A 4,515-nucleotide genomic window follows, 5' to 3' on the forward strand; every position below is an offset into this window, starting at 1 on the left:
CCCTCTCCCATAAATGGGAGAGGGGAGCCAAGCGCGTACAACCTTAAGTGAACAGCATTGCGGACGCGCCGGGGTTCGCATGCTCTATGTCAGCGATTCAACGCTCTGCGCCAAGCTGACCTCGCTCGTCGGAGAAGACGATCTCCACCCGACGGTTCTGCGCCCGACCGCGTGCCGAGGCGTTCTCCGCGACGGGAAAGTCCACGCCGTAACCGACCACCTGAATACGCTTGGCATCCACGCCCAGATCAACCAGCAGATCGGCCACAGCCTGCGCTCGCGCTCGTGAAAGCTCGAGGTTCTCGGCGGCGTCACCGGTATTGTCGGTATAGCCCTCCATACGCACACGCCGCTGCGGGTTGAGCTGCAGGAACTGCACGAGCTTGAGCACCGTGCGGTTGGCTGCCGGCTGCAGGTCGGCGCGGCCGGCATCGAACAGCATGTCGCCCAGGGTCATCACCAGGCCGCGCTCGGTCTCGCTAGTGGCGAGGCTGACCATCTGCTCTTCCAGCCAGCCGTTGTGCTGCTGCACGCTGAGCAGCTTGGCTTCGCGCAACGTCAGCTGCAGGCGCTGACGCTCCAGCTCGAGCTTGGCAGCGCGCTCATGATTGAGGCTAATCTCGCTGTGTTGCCGGGCGATATCGGCATAGCGCTGGCTGAGATAGGCGTAATGACGCACGTCGTCGCCACTGCCCCAGTAGCTGGATAGCCGCTCGGCGCGCGCCAGTGACTCACCTGCGCGAATAACGTCCTTGGGCGCGGCGCGCAGGACATTGGGATCTTCCTTGACCGACTGGAAGCTCAGGCGCGCCTCTTCCAGCGCTTGCTCGCTTGCCGGCTGGTGGGCTGCACAACCACTGAGCAAGGCACCGGCCAACAATAGCCCGCCGAGATAACCGAAAGCCTTCATCACATGGCTCCCAGTTGCTGGCGCAAACGGCCGATACGCTGGTTGAGCTCGGTCAGCTGCTCGCGGCCCTTGCCGTTGAGATGCTCCGCCTCGGCCAGGCGCGCATCGAGCTCGGCCTGCTCGGCCAGTTGGCGTGCCTGCTTATTTTCACCGTCCTGCATGGCTGCCTGGGCCTGGGCGAACTTGTCTTCGGCCTGGCGCAAGGACGCGGACTGCTCGCTGGCTACGCCCAGGGATTTGGTCTGCGCCAAGGCCTGCTCGGTCAGACGCAACTGCTCGGTGGGGGCAGGATCGCTTGCGCAAGCCGCCAGGCCCAGCGCCAGCAGCACGGGAAGAGTTCGATTGATCACTAAAAAAATCCTACTGAGTCACGTCGCCGACCGGATCGGGCTGCATCTGCTGCGCCTTCCACAGTTCCAGATTGCTTTTCAGGTACTGCTCAGGCAGCCCGGCGGCGACCATTTCTGTCATCTTCCGCGCCAGCTGACCACGCAGCCAGGGCTCGTTGCATGCCGAATTATGCGAAAGGGTAAGGTAAAGACCCTCGCTGGAGATCGGCGGGTCCAGCACCTCGAGATCATCTTCCATGCCCAGCGTCTCGGCGAGCGCCAAGCCGGGGTAGCGCTCGTAGAGCACGTAATCGGTGCGGCCGAGCAGCAACTTCTGGAACGCCTGGGTCAGACTGGATACGCCCTCGAGCGTCAGGTTCTGCTTGGCAAAGCTATCGAACTGCTGACCGAAGCTATTGCCCACCAGGGTGTCGCCGGTATGCCCCTGCAGGTCGATCCAGCTGCCATAGGGGAAGGCCTCGCCCTTGCGCACCCAGACCACGCTCGGCGTGAAGAAGAATGCAGGGTGTACGTAGTCCATGCTTTCCAGGCGTGGCAGCGTCAGGAACGCGCCCGCAAGCAGGTCGACACGGCCGGTACGCACTTCGTCCTGCGCGCGCGACCAGGGCCCGGTATGGATCACGTCGATCACCACACCCAGCTCTTTGCCCAGATGCTTGAGCATATCGGCATTGGCACCGATCAACTGTTGCGGATTCTGCGGATCGCGCCAGAGATAAGGCGGGTATTCGGGGTTGCCGGTCGCCACCAGGCGTTCGCATTTACCTGCGGCCAGGGCGGCGCCGGGCATCACGGCCAGTGTGCACAACAGCAGCAGCGACTTAAACAGACCACGCTCAGGCATTGGCGACTCTCGGTTGTGCGTTGATCGGCAGGAGGCTCTCAGCCGCCCCGTAATCTTCTGCGTTCATGCTAGCTTAGTGGCGCCGCCATAATAATTCGCGATAAGGACGCGCCATGAAAAAACTGCTGCTCGCACTGCTACTTCTACTGTCAGGAAGCGCAGCCATGCTGTACTTCTTTCCAGCGACTCAACTGGCCGGCCTGCGCCTGATCGAACAGTACCGCGCCGGGCTCAGTCACGAGCGGCTAGCTGTGCACAATCTTAACATCCATTACTACCAGGGAGGACCGGCGAGCGGCGAAACCCTGGTGCTGCTCCACGGCTTCGCCGCGGACAAGGATAACTGGCTGCGTTTCTCCCGCCACCTGACCCAGGACTATCGCGTCATCGCCCTTGACCTGCCCGGCTTCGGCGACAGCGACCTGCCACCTGGCAGCTATGATGTCGGCACCCAGGCCGAACGTCTGGCGGACATTCTCGATGCCATGGGCATCCAGCAGGCACACGTGCTGGGCAACTCGATGGGCGGACACATCGCCGCACTCTTCGCGGCGCGCTACCCCGATCGCGTGCGCTCGCTGGCACTGTTCGCCAACGCCGGGATCGACAGCCCGCACAGGAGCGAGCTGTATCGCCTGCTGACCCATGGCGAAGCCAACCCATTGGTGGTCGCGCAGCCGCAGGACTTCGAGAAATTGCTGCAGTTCGTTTTCGTCGAGCCGCCCTATCTGCCGCAGTCGCTCAAGCGTTATCTGGGCGAGCGTTCCATGGCCAAGGCCCCGCACTACGAGATGGTCTTCAAGCAACTCGTCGAACGCAATGTCCCGCTGGAGCCTGAGCTGAAGAAAATCCAGGCGCCCACCTTGCTGCTCTGGGGCAAGCAGGATCGTGTGCTGGACGTGTCCAGCATCGAAGTCATGCAGCCGCTGCTGCGCAAATCCAGCGTGGTGATCATGGATAACGTCGGTCACGCACCGATGCTCGAACGCCCCGAGGAAAGCGCCCTGCTCTACCGGCGTTTTCTGCAAAGTCTGAAGTGACAATATGCAGGCAATAAAAAACCCGCTCACGAGAGCGGGTTTTTCGTAGCAGGAAAAGCGGCTTAGAGCGACTTCTCCAGCTCCGGTACGGCTTCGAACAGATCGGCAACCAGACCGTAGTCGGCAACCTGGAAGATCGGCGCCTCTTCGTCCTTGTTGATCGCAACGATCACCTTGGAGTCTTTCATACCGGCCAGGTGCTGGATCGCACCGGAGATACCGACAGCGATGTACAGCTGCGGCGCGACGATCTTGCCGGTCTGACCAACCTGCATGTCGTTCGGTACGAAGCCGGCATCGACCGCAGCGCGAGAAGCGCCGACGGCAGCGCCGAGCTTGTCGGCCAGGGAGTACAGGTGCTTGAAGTTGTCGCCATTGCCCATGCCACGGCCGCCGGAAACGACGATCTTGGCAGCGGTCAGTTCCGGACGGTCGGACTTGGCCAGCTCTTCGCCGACGAAGGCGGACTTGCCGGCATCGGCCGGACCGGAGACGGCTTCAACGGCAGCGGAACCACCCTCGGCAGCTGCGGCGTCGAAACCGGTGCTACGTACGGTGATCACCTTGATGGCAGCCGAGGACTGTACGGTAGCGATGGCGTTACCGGCGTAGATCGGACGCTTGAAGGTGTCGGCGCTCTCGACGGCGATGATCTCGGAGATCTGGTCGACGTCCAGGGCAGCGGCGACGCGCGGCAGGATGTTCTTGCCGTTGCTGGTGGCGGCAGCCAGGATGTGGCTGTAGCCCTTGCCCAGTTCGGCTACCAGCGGCGCGACGTTTTCCGGCAGCTGGTTGGCATAGGCGGCGTTGTCGGCAACCAGGACCTTGGCCACGCCAGCGATCTTGGCGGCAGCTTCGGCAGCAGCGCCAGCGTTGGCGCCGGCCACCAGAACGTGAATGTCGCCACCGATCTTCTGCGCGGCAGCAACGGTGTTCAGGGTAGCGGCAGCCAGAGCGGCATTGGTGTGTTCAGCGATAACCAGGATAGTCATTTAGATTACCTTCGCCTCGTTCTTCAGTTTCTCGACCAGTTCAGCCACGGACTTGACCTTGATGCCGGCACTGCGGGCAGCCGGTGCTTCGACTTTCAGGGTCTTGACGGTGGAGGCAGTGGAAACGCCCAGCGCGTCCGGAGTCACAGTCTCCAGCGGCTTCTTCTTGGCCTTCATGATGTTCGGCAGCGACGCGTAGCGCGGCTCGTTCAGGCGCAGGTCGGTGGTGACGATCGCCGGCAGGTTCAGCGCAACGGTCTGCAGACCGCCATCGATCTCACGGGTGACATTGACCTTGTCGCCAGCCACTTCGACCTTGGAAGCGAAGGTGCCCTGGCCGAAGCCGGTCAGCGCGCCCAGCATCTGGCCGGTCTGGTTG

6 protein-coding genes are annotated in these 4,515 nt (G+C 62.5%); 1 reads left to right on the plus strand and 5 read right to left on the minus strand.

What is annotated here, in order from left to right; translation table 11 throughout:
• Nucleotides 1–97: 97 nt before the first annotated feature.
• Genes B2U07_RS02575 through B2U07_RS02585 form a run of 3 tightly spaced genes read right to left on the minus strand, consistent with a single transcriptional unit; the run spans nt 98 to nt 2,104 of the window.
• On the minus strand, nt 98–910 hold the full coding sequence (locus B2U07_RS02575) for an OmpA family protein (protein WP_275544802.1): 813 nt from the start codon (nt 908–910) through the stop codon (nt 98–100).
• Nucleotides 910–1,260, minus strand: coding sequence for a DUF4398 domain-containing protein (locus B2U07_RS02580; protein ID WP_197857280.1), 351 nt, complete (start codon nt 1,258–1,260; stop codon nt 910–912). Before B2U07_RS02580 ends, B2U07_RS02575 begins: the two co-directional genes overlap by 1 nt.
• 10 nt (nt 1,261–1,270) lie before the next feature.
• The gene (locus B2U07_RS02585) at nt 1,271–2,104 is read right to left on the minus strand and encodes a substrate-binding periplasmic protein (RefSeq protein WP_275544801.1); all 834 of its coding nucleotides are present in this window, start codon (nt 2,102–2,104) and stop codon (nt 1,271–1,273) included.
• Between the two features lie 113 nt (nt 2,105–2,217).
• Between B2U07_RS02585 and B2U07_RS02590 the strand changes: the two genes are divergently transcribed.
• Nucleotides 2,218–3,144, plus strand: coding sequence for an alpha/beta fold hydrolase (locus B2U07_RS02590; protein ID WP_275544800.1), 927 nt, complete (start codon nt 2,218–2,220; stop codon nt 3,142–3,144).
• Between the two features lie 62 nt (nt 3,145–3,206).
• Here the strand turns inward: B2U07_RS02590 and B2U07_RS02595 are convergent, their stop codons facing one another.
• Together B2U07_RS02595 and B2U07_RS02600 are read right to left on the minus strand one after the other, a co-directional pair.
• A complete protein-coding gene (locus B2U07_RS02595; protein ID WP_275544799.1) occupies nt 3,207–4,136 on the minus strand; it encodes an electron transfer flavoprotein subunit alpha/FixB family protein in 930 nt (309 codons plus the stop codon).
• The coding region (locus B2U07_RS02600; protein ID WP_296275660.1) for an electron transfer flavoprotein subunit beta/FixA family protein at nt 4,137–4,515 on the minus strand (379 nt) is incomplete at its 5' end. It lies immediately after the preceding gene.

Origin of the sequence: Pseudomonas sp. UBA7530, from assembly GCF_002479365.1 — a bacterium.
Lineage (GTDB): Bacteria > Pseudomonadota > Gammaproteobacteria > Pseudomonadales > Pseudomonadaceae > Aquipseudomonas.

Coding starts and splice junctions, on each gene's coding strand:
- B2U07_RS02575 (WP_275544802.1), bottom strand. CDS start 910: ATGAAGGCTTTCGGTTATCTCGGCGGGCTATTGTTGGCCGGTGCCTTG.
- B2U07_RS02585 (WP_275544801.1), bottom strand. CDS start 2,104: ATGCCTGAGCGTGGTCTGTTTAAGTCGCTGCTGCTGTTGTGCACACTG.
- B2U07_RS02590 (WP_275544800.1), top strand. CDS start 2,218: ATGAAAAAACTGCTGCTCGCACTGCTACTTCTACTGTCAGGAAGCGCA.
- B2U07_RS02595 (WP_275544799.1), bottom strand. CDS start 4,136: ATGACTATCCTGGTTATCGCTGAACACACCAATGCCGCTCTGGCTGCC.